Annotated in this window: 18 protein-coding genes; 7 read left to right on the top strand and 11 right to left on the bottom strand. The window is 41.2% G+C overall.

Translation table 11 applies throughout. The features are described 5' to 3' along the window. The first annotated feature begins 346 nt into the window (after positions 1-346). From JOD03_RS13170 to JOD03_RS13155, 4 genes are all read left to right on the top strand, one after another. Entirely contained in the window at positions 347-1,174 is an 828-nt protein-coding gene (locus JOD03_RS13170; protein WP_204591848.1) for a hypothetical protein, read from the top strand. A gap of 1 nt (position 1,175) precedes the next feature. Beyond that, positions 1,176-1,685: an NUDIX domain-containing protein gene (locus JOD03_RS13165; RefSeq protein WP_204591846.1), complete on the top strand. Its 510-nt coding sequence runs from the start codon at positions 1,176-1,178 to the stop codon at positions 1,683-1,685. 119 nt (positions 1,686-1,804) lie between these two features. Then, on the top strand, positions 1,805-1,930 hold the full coding sequence (locus tag JOD03_RS13160) for a YuiA family protein (RefSeq protein WP_204591844.1): 126 nt from the start codon (positions 1,805-1,807) through the stop codon (positions 1,928-1,930). Positions 1,931-2,024: 94 nt separating this feature from the next. Then, positions 2,025-2,348: a YuiB family protein gene (locus tag JOD03_RS13155; RefSeq protein ID WP_204591842.1), complete on the top strand. Its 324-nt coding sequence runs from the start codon at positions 2,025-2,027 to the stop codon at positions 2,346-2,348. A gap of 241 nt (positions 2,349-2,589) precedes the next feature. On the opposite strand, the gene JOD03_RS13150 is transcribed toward JOD03_RS13155, so the two are convergent. Further along, positions 2,590-3,066 carry a divergent PAP2 family protein gene (locus tag JOD03_RS13150; RefSeq protein ID WP_204591840.1) on the bottom strand — a complete coding sequence of 159 codons (477 nt, stop codon included), beginning with the start codon at positions 3,064-3,066 and terminating at the stop codon, positions 2,590-2,592. A gap of 110 nt (positions 3,067-3,176) precedes the next feature. On the opposite strand from JOD03_RS13150, the gene JOD03_RS13145 reads away from it, so the two are divergent. Next, positions 3,177-4,679 carry a leucyl aminopeptidase gene (locus JOD03_RS13145; RefSeq protein ID WP_338032479.1) on the top strand — a complete coding sequence of 501 codons (1,503 nt, stop codon included), beginning with the start codon at positions 3,177-3,179 and terminating at the stop codon, positions 4,677-4,679. Positions 4,680-4,705: 26 nt separating this feature from the next. On the opposite strand, the gene mnhG is transcribed toward JOD03_RS13145, so the two are convergent. The 8 genes from mnhG to JOD03_RS13105 all read right to left on the bottom strand — a co-directional run bounded on the left by mnhG (position 4,706) and on the right by JOD03_RS13105 (position 11,892). Continuing rightward, complete coding sequence (gene mnhG / locus JOD03_RS13140) at positions 4,706-5,074, bottom strand: monovalent cation/H(+) antiporter subunit G (RefSeq protein WP_204591850.1); 369 nt, start codon at positions 5,072-5,074, stop codon at positions 4,706-4,708. After that, a complete protein-coding gene (locus tag JOD03_RS13135; RefSeq protein WP_204591838.1) occupies positions 5,055-5,342 on the bottom strand; it encodes a Na(+)/H(+) antiporter subunit F1 in 288 nt (95 codons plus the stop codon). Before JOD03_RS13135 ends, mnhG begins: the two co-directional genes overlap by 20 nt. After that, positions 5,343-5,819, bottom strand: a complete 477-nt coding sequence (locus JOD03_RS13130; RefSeq protein ID WP_204591836.1) for a Na+/H+ antiporter subunit E — start codon at positions 5,817-5,819, stop codon at positions 5,343-5,345. After that, a complete protein-coding gene (locus tag JOD03_RS13125) occupies positions 5,820-7,307 on the bottom strand; it encodes a Na+/H+ antiporter subunit D (protein ID WP_204591835.1) in 1,488 nt (495 codons plus the stop codon). Continuing rightward, positions 7,300-7,647 carry a Na(+)/H(+) antiporter subunit C gene (locus JOD03_RS13120; protein ID WP_204591833.1) on the bottom strand — a complete coding sequence of 116 codons (348 nt, stop codon included), beginning with the start codon at positions 7,645-7,647 and terminating at the stop codon, positions 7,300-7,302. Before JOD03_RS13120 ends, JOD03_RS13125 begins: the two co-directional genes overlap by 8 nt. After that, positions 7,647-8,069: a Na(+)/H(+) antiporter subunit B gene (locus JOD03_RS13115; RefSeq protein ID WP_204591831.1), complete on the bottom strand. Its 423-nt coding sequence runs from the start codon at positions 8,067-8,069 to the stop codon at positions 7,647-7,649. Before JOD03_RS13115 ends, JOD03_RS13120 begins: the two co-directional genes overlap by 1 nt. Then, positions 8,056-10,488 (bottom strand): Na+/H+ antiporter subunit A, encoded by a 2,433-nt coding sequence (locus JOD03_RS13110; protein ID WP_204591829.1) that lies wholly within the window; start codon positions 10,486-10,488, stop codon positions 8,056-8,058. Before JOD03_RS13110 ends, JOD03_RS13115 begins: the two co-directional genes overlap by 14 nt. A 171-nt stretch (positions 10,489-10,659) precedes the next feature. Continuing rightward, the gene (locus tag JOD03_RS13105) at positions 10,660-11,892 is read right to left on the bottom strand and encodes an MFS transporter (RefSeq protein WP_204591827.1); all 1,233 of its coding nucleotides are present in this window, start codon (positions 11,890-11,892) and stop codon (positions 10,660-10,662) included. A gap of 110 nt (positions 11,893-12,002) precedes the next feature. Between JOD03_RS13105 and JOD03_RS13100 the strand changes: the two genes are divergently transcribed. Beyond that, positions 12,003-12,245 (top strand): hypothetical protein, encoded by a 243-nt coding sequence (locus JOD03_RS13100; RefSeq protein ID WP_204591824.1) that lies wholly within the window; start codon positions 12,003-12,005, stop codon positions 12,243-12,245. 177 nt (positions 12,246-12,422) lie between these two features. Here the strand turns inward: JOD03_RS13100 and JOD03_RS13095 are convergent, their stop codons facing one another. After that, complete coding sequence (locus JOD03_RS13095) at positions 12,423-13,601, bottom strand: MalY/PatB family protein (RefSeq protein ID WP_204591822.1); 1,179 nt, start codon at positions 13,599-13,601, stop codon at positions 12,423-12,425. Between the two features lie 74 nt (positions 13,602-13,675). Here JOD03_RS13095 and JOD03_RS13090 point away from each other — a divergent pair, with 74 nt between their 5' ends. Continuing rightward, positions 13,676-13,936, top strand: coding sequence for a DUF1871 family protein (locus JOD03_RS13090; protein WP_204591820.1), 261 nt, complete (start codon positions 13,676-13,678; stop codon positions 13,934-13,936). A gap of 35 nt (positions 13,937-13,971) precedes the next feature. On the opposite strand, the gene JOD03_RS13085 is transcribed toward JOD03_RS13090, so the two are convergent. Next, entirely contained in the window at positions 13,972-14,184 is a 213-nt protein-coding gene (locus tag JOD03_RS13085; RefSeq protein ID WP_204591818.1) for a helix-turn-helix transcriptional regulator, read from the bottom strand. Positions 14,185-14,261 lie beyond the last annotated feature (77 nt).

The following is a 14,261-nucleotide window of genomic DNA, read 5'->3' as shown; positions in this document are numbered from 1 at the left end:
ACTGGCAGCCTCCCATTTGTCTAATGACAAAAAATCCGTCAGGACTTGGACAAAATCATCCATCAACTTACGGTCATTATTTGGCGTCATTAACATTCAGCATTTGATGCCATAACATTCTAGACAAGAGGAGCTTCGGCTACTCTTTTTTTATGCACTCACTTTATTTTAAAAGTAGAAGGTAAGCGAGGGTGTAATTAGTATTGGTATTCCTCTATTGCTACAACCAATCGTATACTTATAGAAAGTGTCTACAAACGAAGTCTTCAATTTTAATTTTCTTTGGAGTGTGCGTTTACAAGATATGTATTAAATAAATGCTGATTTTCAACAAGGAGGAAAAATAATGAACAACTTTCAATTAGACATTTTTAATGAAATCAATCAAATCGAGGAACAGAAAAAGGCAGCTAAGTTGAATTCGATTGCAAGCGACAAACAAAAGGGTCGCCTAGTGGCTTATGATGTGGGTGAAAAGGTAGGGGGATCTCGAAAAGACATCGAGGAATTAAGAAGACTCTTTATGAAAACACCAGATCAAGACATACTAGAAGAAATCGAGAAAGAACATGCAGAAGTAGCTTCAACGATTGTGAGTAAGGATTTATATTTCTCATGGTTCAGTCTGGAGGACTGTAGAAACCGTGGTATGGAAGTACATGTGGCAAAGAGTATTGAATCTATCATTAGACTCATAGCTAAGCGACCTCCTAACAATCCAGTATCACGTATCAAATACATGAATACGGTAAAGATGGTAAGTGAACTGCTTCGTAGCACTGTCACTGCATCGGACCACGAGAAGGTTATTCGTCATTTAAATGGGTTGATACAGGTCTCTAGGCAACATAAATATCACTTAGAAGATGGAGACACAAAGGAGTGCTGGATATATGAAATGCACAAAGACTTTGTTCAAGATAAATTCGATATTGATGGGTTAGGAAGAAACTTCGTAAAGTACTTCATCAACTCTAAAAGTCGAAGAAGCGTAGCAGACAAGGTCCGTGAAGAGTTTCCTGATTGGGATGCCGTCTTCCAGTTGAGTGAGACGAAAAAAACGCGTGCAAAGAGCGTGCCAGTATGGGAACGCGCAATGCCAAAGGAACCTACACGAAAAGGACCTTCAGTATTTGTTCTTTTCAGGTATACTAAAAAGCAAGGAGGGGAATAAGATGTCACGAAAAGAGAGAGGCAATGTCTGGTTAGGCGTTGCGGGAATAGTTGTAAACTCGAGAGGGGAATGGCTCGTCGTGCAAAAACGCTACGGGGGGTTAAATGGCAAATGGTCTTTGCCTGCAGGGTTTGTTGAAGGAAATGAGACAGTCGATCGCGCTGTTTTACGAGAAATCAAAGAAGAGACCGGAATCGATGCGAGAGTCATTCAGTTGGTTGGATTCCGTAGTGGGGTCATCCGTGAAAAAATCAGCGACAATATGGCAATCTTCTTCTTAAAGCCAAAAGATGATCACCAATTACCAGATCCACAGCTTGAAGAGTTATACGAAGCACGATGGATGTCCCCTGCACAACTACTTGAAGATGAACGCACTACTTCCATGATTAAACTTTTTTTGAAGGTCAACCAAGACGCAGGATTTGAGACGCGCGAGGGATTAGATCCAGGACCTATTTTCGGCTATAGCAGTTATAAGCTTTTTACGGCTTCCGATCACCACGAATGACACATTTTCGCTACATTTAAATTGAATAGTCAAAAAACTCTCTTGAATCCCTTTACACGTTTTTGCATATATGATATATTATCAGAAAATTAAAACTTAAAAACAAGGGAGTTTTTCATATGACGCAATTTAAAAAACCAGCAAATCCAACACACTGCCCATACTGCAAAGGGAATGGTTATTTCCAACTTCGTCTAGGTGGATCAGAGACGTGCCCAGTTTGCCAAGGGTCTGGAAAAAAGTAATCAAGTTTTGACAATCACGTGAATGAAAGCAAGGTTCATTGAAAAGCCCTGTCTCTTCGAGTACACTTAAAAAGATGACACGGAGGGACAAATTATGGACTTTTCATTGCCGCAGCTGATTATTTCAGCGATGCTTTTTATTGTTATGTTTTTCGGAATTGGCTTCTTACTAAATATGCTTTTGCGCATGACGTGGTTTATGGCAATCGTGTACCCGATTGTTGTAATTTTGATCATAGACGATGTAGGCTTCTTTGATTATATAACGGCACCAGGTACAGCATTTCCAGCACTTATCACTAAAATCTCAAATCTGCATGTAGCGGATTATGTGATTTTAGGTGGGGGATTGGTTGGGGCGATTATTGCAGGCTTAGTGAGTCGTTACTTGCGTAAAAATGGCTATCAGATGTTTTAAAAATAGTATTTACACAAAGAAAATCAGTATCTTCTCTTGGTAATCACAGGAGAAAATACTGATTTTTTTTATAATTTATTCCGTTACGGGGCCGCTTTCCGTGGGCGCGGCACGAGCCTCCTCGTCCCTACGCTCCTGTGGGGTCTCGCGTTCCGACTTTAATCCCACTGGAGTCAACCCCTGCACTCTTAAAAAAGTGTAAATAGGTATCTAGATTTGAATAAGAATTTAGAAGATTCGTTTACAAAAGTAATGTATAAAGAATAACAGAGATAGCGACACCGGTTAGTGCCCCCATAAACACTTCAATAGGCTTATGCCCGAGAAGTGTCTTCAACTCCTCAATTTTTTCTTCATCTTTTTTCTTCTGCCAATCTTTCGTGTGTTCCAAGAAATTATGCAAATCAGCGCGTAGTTGATTAATGATGATGGCTTGTTGACCAGCATGGAAGCGAACGCCCGTTGCATCAAACATTACGATGACTGCAAAAATTGCTGAGATGCCGAACATCGTTGAATCCAAGCCTTCTTCAAAAGCAACAGCTGTTGTTAGTGCTGTTACAGCGGCGGAGTGAGAGCTCGGCATTCCTCCAGTTGAAGTAAACAAGGCAAAATCGACTTTTTTAGATACCAAAAAATGAATCGGAATTTTTACAAACTGAGCGAAAAAAATCGCAAAGAGGGCTGTCCATAATGGGATGTTTTGAAAAAGTTCCATGATTTATCGCTCCTTCGACCGTTTCTACTTGTAGTATAGCACAAGAAAATTGGCGACAGCCAAATAGAATCGGTATAATAGAAACGGAATACACAAAGGAGGAATGGTTTGTGATTATTTTAACAAATGAAGTAAATTTAGGTGAAATTCAATACGAAACGTTAATCGTAGGATTGAGCACGCATACGGAGCAAGTTGAAGGTTGGGATGCTTTCACTTCAACGTTTGGGGCTCAAATTACAGAATTAATCAAATCAAAAGATCTTTCTACAAAAGAAAAGGAATTGACGACGTTTCACGTGACGACAGATTCATCTGTGAAGCGCATTATCTTCGTTGGAATTGGCAATCGTAAAAAATTGACGGAAGAAAGTCTTCGTCAATCGTTTGGTCGTATCGGGAAAACATTAGTGAAAAAGGGATACTCAGAAGTTTCGGTTTTACTTCCATCTTTTGTTAACGAAGAAATCTCAGAATATGATGTTGCATTTCTAGCAGGAGAAGGGCTTGGTCTTGGGACATATCAAGTCGTCGACTACAAAACGACCGTGCATGATACAGATTTTGATTTAGCTGCAGTAGAGCTTTTAAGCCAAGCGGACGAACAAGAAATCGTATCCTATTTTGAAGTGGGTCTTGTCTACTCAGAAGCTGTGAATGAAGCCCGCACACTTGTGAATATGCCAGGTAACATCCTCACAGCAACTGAATTAGGAGAGTATGCACGTGAACTGGGAGAAGAGTTTGGATTTGAGACACACATTCTAGGGAAATCCGAAATTGAAGAATTAGGAATGGGTGCACTTCTCGCAGTCAATCAAGGGTCTCAAGAAGAACCACGTCTCATTGTCTTGAAACATCAAGTGACAGAGAACTGGGAAGACCCAATTGCATTAGTCGGAAAAGGAATCACATTCGATACGGGTGGTTATTCACTTAAACCGAAAGATGGAATCGTTGGGATGAAAGGCGATATGGGCGGAGCTGCAGCTGTACTTGGAGCAATGCGCATCATTGGTGAAACGAAGCCGAATAAAAATGTTATTGCTGTAATTGCATCCACAGATAACATGGTATCAGGTAATGCCTTTAAACCAGATGACGTCATTACTTCTATGAGCGGGAAGACAATTGAAATCTTAAATACAGATGCAGAAGGCCGTCTTGTTTTAGCGGATGCTGTGACGTACGCAAAACAACAGGGAGCAACGGCTATTGTAGACGTAGCAACACTTACAGGTGGAGTTATCGTAGCGCTTGGTATGGATAAGACAGGAGCACTTACGAACGATGAGGCCTTGTTCGAAGAGTTTATGGAAGCATCTATCGAAACAGGTGAATTTGTATGGCGACTACCGTTAACAGAGAATGATAAAAAACGTATCCGTAAGTCAGATGTAGCGGATTTGAATAACTCACCAGGTCGAGATGGTCATACGATCTTCGGTGGCGGCTTTGTAGGGGAATTTGCGGAGAATACACCGTGGATTCACTTAGACATCGCCGGAACGTCTGGGTCACCTTCTGAGCATGATTTAGGGCCTAAAGGTGGAACAGGTGCAATGGTGCGCACATTAGCATCTTTTGTAGAACGACTTGCTGAGCAAGACTAATTACTTGCATATAATAAAGAGCAGCCCTAGAGCTGCTCTTTTTTCGTTGCTTCTTTTGGTACCAGTGCTTCCATATCGTCTCGAACAGTTTCCTTCGCTAATGGGACACCTGAGAAATAAGCGGCTTTTGCCATCATATGACCCCCAACTGGACCTGTGATGAATAAGAATACGATCCCCAAAATAATGCGTGGATTAAAGTTACCTTCTACAAGCCAAAAGTGTAGGAAGACTCCAATCAATATCGACATAACAGCTAGAGTAGCACTCTTAGAGGCTGCATGCGCACGACTATAAACATCTGGCAGACGAATTAAACCAATAGTGGTAACAACAATGAAAAATACCCCGATTGTGATAAAGAGAATGATTAGACTATTTATTAGCATCTCGATCATTTTCAATAATCACTCCCTTCTCCGTAAATTTAGAGAAGGCGATTGTTCCGATGTAAGCAATAATTGCTAACAATAAAATGACCTCTAAGAAAAATGGAGAGTCAAACAGAATTGAGAACAATCCTACTAGCGCAATCAATCCAACACCCATTGAATCAAGCGCAATTACTCGGTCAGGAGTCGAAGGACCTTTCATGAGTCGGTAAAGAAAACCAATTAGACTAACACTTATAGCCCCAACAGCAATCCATAGGAACATGTTCATTTATCGACTCACCTCCATAATTGCTTTTTCAAATGTATTACGAATTGAGTTGACAGCATTGTCCACATCTTCTAAGTCTAATGTGTGTACGTACAACTTTGTACGATCCTCTGAAATATTAATTACTACAGTCCCTGGTGTTAAAGTGATTAACATTGAAAGCAATGTAATTTCCCAGTCCTGTGTCAACTTTGTTTCAAGTTCAAAAATGGCAGGCTTTATATCCATCTTAGGTTTTAAAATCACACGAAGCACAGCGATGTTTGAAACAATTAATTCTTTTAAAAATAGTAACAACAACTTCGCGACAGCCACTACTCGTTCTATGTAAAAACGAGTAGAGAAGAAGCGTCGAAGCATAAACAACATGACGAGTCCCAAGATGTAACCAATGATGAATGTTGCTGCTGAAAATGAATTAGAGAGGAACATCCAAACGAATGCAATAAACACATTTAAAAGTATTTGAAAAGCCATCTAGTTGTTCCCTCCTAACACTGCGTTCACATAAAATGAAGGATCCATCAATTGACGACCTGCTTCTAAGAAGTAAGGCGTCAAGAATTCAATAAACAATCCGTACCCCACTGCAAGTGCAAATAACACAAGCACAGGTGCCATGTATTGGCTATACGTTTTCTTAGGTGGTACTTGGAATGGTTTCTCACTGCCCCAGAAAGCGTAAATAAAGATTCGAATAGCAGATAGCAAAACGACCATAGTGGACGCTGCAACTACGATAGACTGCCAAACAAACCCGCCTTCTAATCCACCTTGAATAATTAAAATCTTACCGGCAAAACCACTTAGAGGTGGAATACCTGCAAGTGCAAATACAGCAACCAAATAGGTCCATCCTAGAGTCGGATAGTGACGAATCAGACCACCCATTTCTCGCAAGTTTGTCTTGCCAGTAATAAGAATCAGCACCCCGATCATGAGGAAGAGAAGAGCCTTCACTAACATATCATGGACAAGATAAAGCGTAGCGCCTGTTACGGCAGTGGTGTTAAACGCTGCAAAGCCAAATAGGATGACACCTACTGCAATGACGATATTGTAGATGATGATCTTTTTGATATCCATATAAGCGAGCGCTCCTATGCTACCAAAAATAATGGTGGCGATCGCCAACATCATTAATATGTCATGTGTGAATGCAACATCTGTTGTAAAGATGAGCGTGTACACGCGAGCAATACTATAAATACCTACCTTAGTGAGTAATGCACCAAACAGTGCAAGAACAGGAAGAGGAGGTGCATAGTACGCACCAGGCAACCAGAAATAAAGCGGGAAGATACCAGCTTTGATGCCGAATACGACCAAGAACATGATAGCAATCGTAGAAATTACGCCCATGCTTCCGATTTCTCCAAGCTTTACTGATAAATCGGCCATATTTAATGTTCCAGCTACTGAATAGATGTATCCAATGGTAATGACAAATAGAGCGGCAGCCACTATGTTTACAATGATATATTTCATCGATTCGCGCAGTTGGATTCGTTTACCTCCAAGTGCAATTAACACATAAGAAGCCATCAAGAATACCTCAAAGAATACAAATAGGTTGAATATATCTCCTGTTGTAAATGCCCCGTTGATCCCAGATAACATAAAGAGAACAGCAGGGTAGAAGAAGAAGCGTTCTCGCTCTTCACCTAATGCATAGACAGAATACCACAGCACGACGAATGTGATGAGAGACGAAGAGGTGACTAAAAGTACACTCAACATATCTGAGACGAGTGAGATACCAAATGGAGCATCCCAGCTACCTAATGTTACAACTTGTATGCCATCTGTATATACTTTTGTAAGCAATACAACGGAAATAACCAATGTCAGTAGTGCACCGACAATTCCTCCGATGCGTTGAACGGTTAGGTTATTTCTAAATAGTAATAAAACAGTACCAATCAAAAGCGGGACGATGATTGGAAGAACGACTAAATTAATCAATTTCACCCCTGCCTTTCATATGGTCCATATTATCCGTTCCAATTTCTTGGTACGTACGGTAAGCAAGAACAAGTGCAAAAGCTGTTACACCAAATGCGATTACAATTGCAGTTAGTATCAAAGCTTGTGGGAGTGGATCTGCATAATCTGCAACGGTTACTCCTTCACCAACAACGGGAGGTTTGTTTCCTCCTAATCCACCCATTGTTAAAAGAAGAAGGTGAGTTCCATGACTCAATAAGCCTGTTCCGATGATAATGCGCAATAAACTTTTTGAAAGAATCAAATAGGTTGCTGCACTGAATAAGAATCCGGCTATTATCGCCATCATGATTTCCATCAGTTGTCGCCTCCCATCATTTCAATAATTGTAAGTGTTATTCCAACAACGACTAGGTATACCCCAATATCAAAAAATAGGGCAGTATGAATCGATGTCTCACCAAGTAAAGGAATATCAAAATAGTCGTACCAATGTGTGAAGAAAGGGACATTAAATACAATAGCTCCAGCTGCAGTTAAAACTGCAACAATCATACCAATAGCTGTCATGGCGAGATAATTGAAAGGAAGTACTTCCTTTACAGTTTTAAAATCATACGCAAGTAGAAGGAGTACAATCGCCGATGCCATCAGAAGGCCACCGACAAATCCTCCACCTGGCGTGTAGTGTCCTGCAAAGAAGATATGAATCGAGAACAGGAAGATAATGAAGAATGTGACGCGTGTGGTCGTCTGTAAAATTAAATCATTCGACTTCATTTGTAACTGCTCCCTTCTTTTTCTTTTGCAGGCGAAGCTTGATCATGCTGATGATTCCAATTGAAGCAATCATCAATACGCCAATTTCAAAGAGTGTATCAAAACCACGGTAATCCACTAGAATTACGTTTACAATATTTCCGCCACCTGCTTCTGTGTAAACAGTCTCTTTGTAAAACTCAGAGATTGAAGTCAGTTGACGTTGAGAGTAAGCACTAATTCCGATTAATGTAACAGTTAATCCCACGGCAACAGAAATCAAAAAGTTTCCAAATCGGAAGCGGTTGTCTTCTTTGCCTTTGTAATACTTATCTAACTTTGGTAAGTGATAAAACGCTGTTAAGAACAGGGCTACCGAAATTGTTTCGATCACTAACTGTGTTAATGCTAAATCGGGTGCTTTAAAGATGACGTAAAACAGGGCAACTGTGTACCCAACGCCACCAAGTGCGATAACAGCTGTTAGACGTGACCAAGTAATCAAGATCGCCATCACACTACCGATTAATATAATTGTTAACACAACTTCGAATAGACGAATAGGTGCAAGGTTATCAGTCGAAATGGCAAACCCACCTTGTGTGAACAGGGTAGTGATACCGAGAATAGCCATCCCAGCAAACATATAAACTAAATAATCACGAATAGAACCTGTCATAAAGCGGTCAGATAGAGCGCGGTTCCAGTTGAGCGAACCATCCATTAACGTGTCATAGCCACGGTTCAATGTGAACTTCTCAGGCCATTTTGAGTAGATCGGCTGCCACTTCGGCAAGAGTTTATAAAGTAGGAATCCAACGAGAACAACACCTACAGTTAACCATAACGCAGGAGCATCCCAGCCGTGCCATGCTTTAATATAGAATTCAATATCAGCAGCTGAGGCATACGTTGTTGATTGAATGGCTGCCGTTGCTGGTTTCACAAGCCAGTCGCCAATTACATTTGGGACAAAGAATACAAGTACAACCAATGACGCTAAGAACACAGGGGAGATAAGCATGCCAATCGGTGCCTCATGTGGCACTTTAGGCAATTGGTCTTCTTTTCGTGTCCCCATAAATGTATACCAAACAAAATAGATACTATAGATAAACGTAAACACGCTCGCCACCCAAGCTACTATTGGGACTGAGTAAGCGATGGTCATCATAGTTATATCAGCGCTAATGAGACTAAGAACAGCCTCTAAAAACATTTCCTTACTTAAAAATCCGTTAAACGGTGGAAGACCTGCCATCGATAAACTCCCGATCATCGCTACGGTAAATGTGACCGGCATCAAGCTCATTAATCCTCCGAGCTTGCGGATATCGCGTGTGCCCGTCTCATGATCGACAATCCCTGCCACCATGAACAGACTTCCTTTGAATGTCGCGTGATTGAACAAGTGGAAAATCGCAGCGAACGTTGCAAATGTAAATGTTTCTACTGCACTCCCTGTCACAAGGTACGCAAAACCACCAAGACCAAGGAGGGACATGATGAGTCCAAGTTGACTGACAGTAGAAAATGCCAATATCCCTTTTAAATCGGTTTGTTTTACAGCAAAGAAGGAGCCCCAGAACAGGGTCAATAGACCGATTCCGGTGACAAGCCATACCCAAACTTCAGAAAAAGCGAAAATTGGTGTGAAGCGAGCCACTAAATAAAGACCGGCTTTAACCATTGTTGCAGAGTGGAGGTAGGCACTGACTGGTGTTGGTGCTTCCATTGCATCTGGCAACCAGATATAGAATGGGAATTGAGCCGACTTTGTAAAGGCTCCTAACAGTACCAACACAATCGCTACTGTAAAGAGCGGTGAGTCGACCAATGTACTTGCTTGCGCGACTGTTTCACGAATAGAATACGTTCCTGTCATCACATATAAAAGCAGGAACCCAACGAGCATCATAAGACCACCGCTTACTGTGATCATCATCGATTTCAATGCTCCAAAACGAGAAGCATCTCGCTTGTACCAATAAGCGATAAGTAGGAATGATGATATCGAAGTCAACTCCCAAAAGAAGTAGAGAGCGATTGTGTGATCAAATTGAACGACACCAAGCATGGCGCTCATGAACATTAATAGATAAACATAGAAGTTTCCAAGTTTCTCTTTTGTTTTGTCCAAGTAGAAAATGGAATACAAGACGACGAGCGAGCCGATTCCTGTGATGAGCAGAGAGAACAATAAGCTCAAACCATCGATATGAATATCAAAATTAAAGTCGAGTGAAGGCACCCACGAAACGCTAGCGAGCTGCGCTTCTCCTTGTTGAATCGGAGATAAAAAACGCAGATAAAATAAAAACAGCAGGACCGGTGCAACGAGTACAAACCAGCCAGTATGTATAGACTTGATCGTTTTATATGCAAACGGTATAAATACGGCAAAAAGTATTGGAAGTATGATTGCCATAAAAAGTATCATAAAGAGTCCCCTTTCTTAGTTGAAGTGAGTGCACACTAGAGTAAAGTATACCTTAAAAATAGGACAATTGCACTTGTGACAACCCTACATCCAATTGGCTTCAGCGATTTATATATATATGTAGAAAAGGGGGAAAATCCAAAAATAAAAAAACCGGTTGATTCACCGGTTTTAAGTAGCTTTCATATGCAGTTCTTCTTCTAAAAGGACTTCTTCAAAATCTTGCTGTGGCGATTTGCGTACATACGTTAAGACAATGAGTGCAACTACGAACAATCCTCCTGTTACAACGAATACTGTTGAGATACCGACCCAACCAGCTACAAAGCCACCAAAAATCGGACCGATAATATTCCCGAGGAATCGTGCACTCGTGTTATACCCCATTAATTCACCTTGCACTTCAACCGGTGCTTCGCGACGAATGATAGCTGTCGTGATCGGAACGAGACCACCAGCTGCAATACCGAATAAGAAGCGAAGAACAACTAGTTGCCAAAGTGACGTCACAAAAGCTTGCGGAATAATGAAGAGAACGCTGAGGGCTAATAATAAAACGAGAATTTTCTCATACCCGTAGCTATCTCCAAATTTTCCCCATGCTCTAGTAAACATCAAGTTACCAACACCTGCAGCACTGAAAGCGAGTCCTGCTAAGAAAGCCAGGTTTGCGGCGTTTGTTAATTCTCCTACATAAAGCGATAGGAGGGGTTGGACACTGAATAACCCAATCTGAATTAGAGCAGTAATGACAAGGACATTCCAGATCAAGCGGTGATGAAGAATACCAGCGATCACAGTTTTACGAGAATACTGATGCGCATTTTTCTTTTTCACAACCTTGTCTTCTCGAATAAAGAATAAGACGATGACAGCAGATAATGAAACTGCAACTGCCGCAATGATAAAGGTATAAGAAAAGCCAAAAGCATCCGCAAGTAGGCCGCCGAGTATAGGACCAAACAAAGTACCTGCTACACTCCCCATTTGCAAAGTACCTAGAGTCTTCCCTGCAATTTCTTTAGGAGTAGAGGCACTGATGAAAGCCAAAGAAGTTGGAATGAATCCTGTTACTACACCCATAAACAGTCGTAACACAAAAAAAGCCTCAACCGATTGGACGAATCCCATCAACAGGACTGATAACGCAATACCAAATCCATTTAACACAAGGATTGGCTTATATCCATATTTATCTGCGATGCGTCCCCAAATAGGAGACATTAAAAATGCTGTGATAAATGTGGCACCAAAAACTAGTCCCGACCATTTTTGAACATATGCATCTGAAAAATCACCAAATGTATCGATATATAGGGCCAAAAAAGGCATAATCATAGTCATTGTGCTGGCAACTAAAAAATTTGTGCCCCACATGATTTGAAAGTTTTTCTTTGAGTGCATGGTATCCCTTCTTTCTTGCAATGCATCTCATAGTTCTAGTATAAAACATTTCGTGAGGCGAAGAAAGGGAAATGCTCAATTCTTTTGCCCTTTCCTTAACTTGTGTTAAAATGAGGACGATTAAACCGACAAAGAAAGAAGATGACGTAGTGTTTGAACTATTGTTTCTCTATCTCTATTTTCCTGAAGATAAGACTGAATATATACCAGTCGTGCTGCAACTAGTAGGTGTATTGATTTTAGCCGCATTAGTGATTCGTTGGTTGTTGAAACGATCTGCGATTGAAGCAGAGCAAGCACGGCAATTAGAAGAACGATTGAAAGCAGAAAAAGAGCAGGAGCAGTCGAATTAGACTGTCCTGCTCTTTTTTATGAAATGTTTAGAGAAATTCCAGAATCCACTCCGCGTTCCATGGGAGCACTCCCGAACCTCCTCTTGGTTACCCAAAGCTAGCGCTTTGCTCCCCTCTGCGGGGTTTCGGAAGCACTCTGATCCATCGGAAGTCTACGTGGATTCTAAAATTTCTTATCTATTTAACAGTATTTACGGCTGTAATAAACCGTTCCACGCCATCTTTCACGGTTTCAAATGGACACGCCACATTCATTCGTAGGAATCCATCCCCTTCAGGACCATACTTAGTACCTGGCTCAAGTGCAAGCTTTCCTTCATGCAATAGCGCATGCATCATATCTTTTTCAGTTATCCCGAGTTTTCGGTAATCAATCCATAGAAGATAGGTAGCTTCCGGCATTGGAACTAATACGCCAGGGACTTCTTCATGTAGGCGATCTGCAACATAGTTCATATTGTGCTGCAATTGTCCAAGCAATTCGTCCACCCACGCTTCCCCGTGTTCATAAGCAGCACGCATAGCAGTTGTACCAAGCACGGTCATCCCCATATGAGCAGCATTCATAGCGGACTCTTTCAACTTTGCTCGTTTAGTCGCATCTGTCACGATCATATAGGCTGCTTGCAACCCTGCTAAGTTAAACGTTTTTGTCGGAGCCATACACGTAATGATGTGATCTGTGGACTCGGCGACGGATAAAGCCGTGGTATGTTTGTGTGGTGCAAACACTAAATCCGCATGAATTTCATCTGAAATAAGAAGTACATTGTGTTTCGCGCACAGATCTGCAATTCTTTTCACGTCTTCGCGTGACCACACTTTTCCACCGGGATTGTGCGGATTACAGAAAATAAAAGCAGAGATTGAATCGACCAAAGCTGCTTCAAACTTGTCGAAGTCAATTGAATACTCTCCACTAGACTCTGTTAGGCTAAACGTTACAACTTCACGTTTTAGATTTGCAGGCGTATTACGGAAAGGAGGATAAACGGGTCCGTGGACTAAAACACGGTCTCCTGGCTCTGTAAATGTTTCAATTGCGAGTGACATAGATGGGATTACACCAGACTCATAGAGGAGCCAATCTTTTTCAATCGTCGTCCCATGTCGTTTTGCAACCCAATCAATGACGGATTGTGATGCGGTATCTCCAGGAAAAGAATAGCCAAACACACCCCCACGAATTCTTTCCACGAGTGCATCCTCGATAAAAGCAGGGAGAGCAAAATCCATATCAGCCACCCACATAGGTAAAATTTCTTCTCCGTGTTTCACAGTATAGACCTCATTCAACCAATCCCACTTGATGGAATCTGTGTTCCGACGTGTATGTACAGTTTGAAAATCATACATTAGGCAATTCTCCTTCCAATTTAAATGTTCTATGCTATTATATAGCAGACTACTATAGAAAATAAGGTGAAACTATGCATCAAATTGAAATGAATAAGCAAGCTGTGCGCGTTCTTGAAGACTGGGATCCTTTCCAATTAGGATCGGGCAACTATGCAGCAGAAGCGGCAGATGTTGTCGCATTTCTTCAAGGAGCAGATCATCCATCCGATGTTGCGCACCATATTCAACTTGTGTACGAGCATTCATTTGAACAATGGATTCCTCTTGAGAAATGTATGGAAGTCTCCTACAAATTGATTGCTTTAAAACTCGCCGTCACATGCACACTTTAACAAAAATCCCTGTGGAAATTATCCACAGGGATTTCTTATAGAGAAGAAAGTCCGTCTTGCAAATTCGACGCAGGAACTTCCAAAGCGTTTGAAAGCTTTAAAAGTGTTTGCGTAGAAGGGACTTCCTCGCCAGTTTCGTATGCTTGCAGTTTGGCAACGCCAATTCGTACTTTTAAGGATAGGTCTTCAAGTGACATATTGCGTTCTTCACGTAGTCGCTTTAGTTGACTGGCTAAATCTACAGACATGATCACTACACCCTTTCTACTTATATATATGTTATAGTACCATATTTCCATTTACGAATTAATCAGAAAACGTGACG

Source organism: Chryseomicrobium aureum, assembly GCF_016909155.1.
Classification (GTDB): domain Bacteria; phylum Bacillota; class Bacilli; order Bacillales_A; family Planococcaceae; genus Chryseomicrobium; species Chryseomicrobium aureum.
This window is presented reverse-complemented; position numbering and strand designations above follow the sequence as displayed.

Bases quoted from the DNA above. Each gene is read 5' to 3' on its own strand.
- JOD03_RS13095 (WP_204591822.1), bottom strand. From the start codon at position 13,601: ATGTATGATTTTCAAACTGTACATACACGTCGGAACACAGATTCCATC.
- JOD03_RS13135 (WP_204591838.1), bottom strand. From the start codon at position 5,342: ATGAACATGTTCCTATGGATTGCTGTTGGGGCTATAAGTGTTAGTCTA.
- JOD03_RS13150 (WP_204591840.1), bottom strand. From the start codon at position 3,066: ATGGAACTTTTTCAAAACATCCCATTATGGACAGCCCTCTTTGCGATT.
- JOD03_RS13090 (WP_204591820.1), top strand. From the start codon at position 13,676: ATGCATCAAATTGAAATGAATAAGCAAGCTGTGCGCGTTCTTGAAGAC.
- JOD03_RS13110 (WP_204591829.1), bottom strand. From the start codon at position 10,488: ATGATACTTTTTATGGCAATCATACTTCCAATACTTTTTGCCGTATTT.
- JOD03_RS13120 (WP_204591833.1), bottom strand. From the start codon at position 7,647: ATGGAAATCATGATGGCGATAATAGCCGGATTCTTATTCAGTGCAGCA.
- JOD03_RS13130 (WP_204591836.1), bottom strand. From the start codon at position 5,819: ATGGCTTTTCAAATACTTTTAAATGTGTTTATTGCATTCGTTTGGATG.
- JOD03_RS13085 (WP_204591818.1), bottom strand. From the start codon at position 14,184: ATGTCTGTAGATTTAGCCAGTCAACTAAAGCGACTACGTGAAGAACGC.
- JOD03_RS13165 (WP_204591846.1), top strand. From the start codon at position 1,176: ATGTCACGAAAAGAGAGAGGCAATGTCTGGTTAGGCGTTGCGGGAATA.
- JOD03_RS13170 (WP_204591848.1), top strand. From the start codon at position 347: ATGAACAACTTTCAATTAGACATTTTTAATGAAATCAATCAAATCGAG.
- JOD03_RS13115 (WP_204591831.1), bottom strand. From the start codon at position 8,069: ATGAAGTCGAATGATTTAATTTTACAGACGACCACACGCGTCACATTC.
- JOD03_RS13155 (WP_204591842.1), top strand. From the start codon at position 2,025: ATGGACTTTTCATTGCCGCAGCTGATTATTTCAGCGATGCTTTTTATT.
- JOD03_RS13160 (WP_204591844.1), top strand. From the start codon at position 1,805: ATGACGCAATTTAAAAAACCAGCAAATCCAACACACTGCCCATACTGC.
- JOD03_RS13105 (WP_204591827.1), bottom strand. From the start codon at position 11,892: ATGCACTCAAAGAAAAACTTTCAAATCATGTGGGGCACAAATTTTTTA.
- JOD03_RS13100 (WP_204591824.1), top strand. From the start codon at position 12,003: ATGAGGACGATTAAACCGACAAAGAAAGAAGATGACGTAGTGTTTGAA.